Source organism: Streptomyces sp. SID5785 (genome assembly GCF_009870065.1).
GTDB lineage: Bacteria > Actinomycetota > Actinomycetes > Streptomycetales > Streptomycetaceae > Streptomyces.
In genome coordinates this window covers 1-2,279 of the sequence record NZ_WWIA01001144.1, presented here as the reverse complement: position 1 = coordinate 2,279, position 2,279 = coordinate 1, and the positions used below count along the sequence as shown (strand labels likewise).

The window sequence follows — 2,279 nt, the reverse complement described above, 5'->3', positions numbered from 1 at the left end:
CAGGACCGCTTCTGGTTCCTGTGGGACGAGCTGTCCCAGGGCGCCCTGGGCGCCGTCGTCCTCGCGGACACCCGGCGCCTGGAGGACTGCTTCCCGGCCGTGGACTACTTCGAGCACCGGCGCATCCCGTTCGTCGTGGCCGTCAACTGCTTCGCCGGCGCGCGGGCGCACGGAGAACAGGACGTCGCGCGCGCTCTCGACCTCGACAGCGGCACCCCGGTGGTGCTCTGCGACGCGCGCGAGAAGGACTCCGGCAAGGAGGTGCTGATCCGGCTCGTCGAGTACGCCGGGCGGATGTACACCGCCCGGCTCCTGGACTCGGTGGGCTGACCGTGCGGCTCCGCCGCACGGCCCGCACGCCCGCGCGGCTCAGTCGGCCACGGCGCCGTGCGCCACGACCTTCTCGATCCGTACGCGCACGACGAGTTCCCCCGGTACGCCGTTGCGCCGGCCGAACTCCTCCGCACGGTCGGCGCCCATGTAGCGCGCGCCGATCCGCGTGGCCGAATCCAGCAGGGCCGCAGGGTCCTCGCTCAGCTCCGCGCGGCCCTGCACCGTCACGAAGGAGAACGGCGGCCGCTCGTCGTCGACGCACAGCGCCAGCCGCCCGTCCCGGGCGAGATTGCGGCCTTTCACCGTGTCCTTCCCGGTGTTGAACAGGATGTCGTCCCCGTCCAGGACGAACCAGACGGGCGCGATGTGCGGGCTGCCGTCGGCCCGCACGGTGGAGAGCTTCGCCGTGCGGGTGCCCGCCGAGACGAAGGAACGCCATTCCTCATCGGTCATCTTGTGTGCCATGAGGTCATCCTCCTTGCCCGGACCGCGGCCGTGGGGAAGGCTTGCGCAACAGATCCTCCGGGCAGGGGAGCGCAGCCGCCCGGGCCGGCCACACGGAAGCGGGGAGACGGGAACATGGGGCAGAGCGAGGGACTCGGCTGGCTGCTGGACGACCTGACGGAGCGGGTCGAGCACGTGCGGCACGCGCTGGTTCTGTCCAACGACGGCCTCGTGACCGGCGCGAGCGCGGGACTGCGCCGCGAGGACGCCGAGCACCTCGCCGCGGTCTCCTCCGGACTGCACAGCCTCGCCAAGGGCTCCGGGCGGCACTTCGGGGCGGGCGCCGTGCGCCAGACGATGATCGAGTTCGACGACGCCGTGCTCTTCGTGACCGCGGCGGGCGACGGCAGCTGCCTGTGCGTCCTCAGCGCCGCCGAGGCCGACATCGGACAGGTCGCGTACGAGATGACGCTGCTCGTCAACCGCGTCGGCGAACACCTCGGCGTCGACGCCCGCAAGCCGGAGAGCCCCTTCTCCGCAGACGCCTGACCAGGCAGTTCCGGCGATCGGCCGGAGTTATCCACAGGCTCCGACACGGATTCCCGGATCGGGCTACGGTTTCTCCCGAGCGGTCACGCAGAGTGATCGCATGAGAGCGGGCGACGGGGGAGACCATCGTGCAAGGCGACATCATGACCAGGCAGCAGAGCAGCGCGGCGCGTGAACTGGGGCTGAAGCGACGCGAGTTCGACCTGGCGGTCCGGCTCGGACGGATCCGCACCGTGGCGGCCGCGGACGGCGGGCGTCGCCGGGTGCTGCGCGCGGAGATCGAGCGGATCCGCGACACCGAAGGCTTCCCGGACACCCTGCGGGAGCAGGTCAGGGCCGTGGGCACGGCACGCGGCGCGGAGCTGATGGGCATCCCCCGGACCCGGTTCACACGGCTCGCCCGCGCCGGCATGCTCACACCCGTCACGTTCTATCTGAACCGGTACCGGGCCGTGGTGTGGCTCTATCTGGCCCAGGAACTGGAGGAGTTCGCGCACTCCGCGCTCAACGCGCCGCTCCTGACCGGCCGCGCGCCCGACCGGGTCCGGGCCCGGCTGGCCGCCGGTGACGACCTGCGCCCGCGCACTTGGCGAGCCCGCCACGCGAGCTACCTGCTGGGCCGCAGCACCGATCCCTGGGAGCGGGCGGCCGCCGTCGCCACGCTCCTCGGCTCGGACCGGGTCGCCGAACTGGTGGAGAGCCCGCACGAGCGCCGCCACCTGCACCGGCTGCGCCCCGAGGAGACCTGGCGCGGCTCGCCCGATTCCCCGACGGCCCACATCGTCGAGGGCATCCTGACCGCCGACCACCCCGACGAGATCAGCTGGCTGCGGGCCAACCTGCTGCTGAGCCTGGCCCAGGCGCGGCGCCTGCGCCCCGCACCCGTCCCGGCCACCGCGAGCCCGGAGGTGCCGACGCCCGCCGTGAGCGCGCCGGCACAGCGGGCGCCCGGG

Annotated in this window: 4 protein-coding genes; 3 read left to right on the top strand and 1 reads right to left on the bottom strand. The window is 73.0% G+C overall.

Annotated elements, in window-relative coordinates:
* On the top strand, window positions 1-330 hold a 330-nt coding region (locus GTW43_RS37155; RefSeq protein ID WP_202502412.1), incomplete at its 5' end, for an ATP/GTP-binding protein.
* Between the two features lie 39 nt (window positions 331-369).
* On the opposite strand, the gene GTW43_RS37150 is transcribed toward GTW43_RS37155, so the two are convergent.
* The gene (locus tag GTW43_RS37150) at window positions 370-798 is read right to left on the bottom strand and encodes a PPOX class F420-dependent oxidoreductase (protein ID WP_161306369.1); all 429 of its coding nucleotides are present in this window, start codon (window positions 796-798) and stop codon (window positions 370-372) included.
* A 114-nt stretch (window positions 799-912) separates the two neighbouring features.
* Between GTW43_RS37150 and GTW43_RS37145 the strand changes: the two genes are divergently transcribed.
* Window positions 913-1,326, top strand: a complete 414-nt coding sequence (locus GTW43_RS37145; protein WP_161306368.1) for a roadblock/LC7 domain-containing protein — start codon at window positions 913-915, stop codon at window positions 1,324-1,326.
* Between the two features lie 143 nt (window positions 1,327-1,469).
* Window positions 1,470-2,279, top strand: an 810-nt coding sequence (locus GTW43_RS37140; protein WP_202502411.1) for a DUF6397 family protein, incomplete at its 3' end; no start/stop codon positions are given.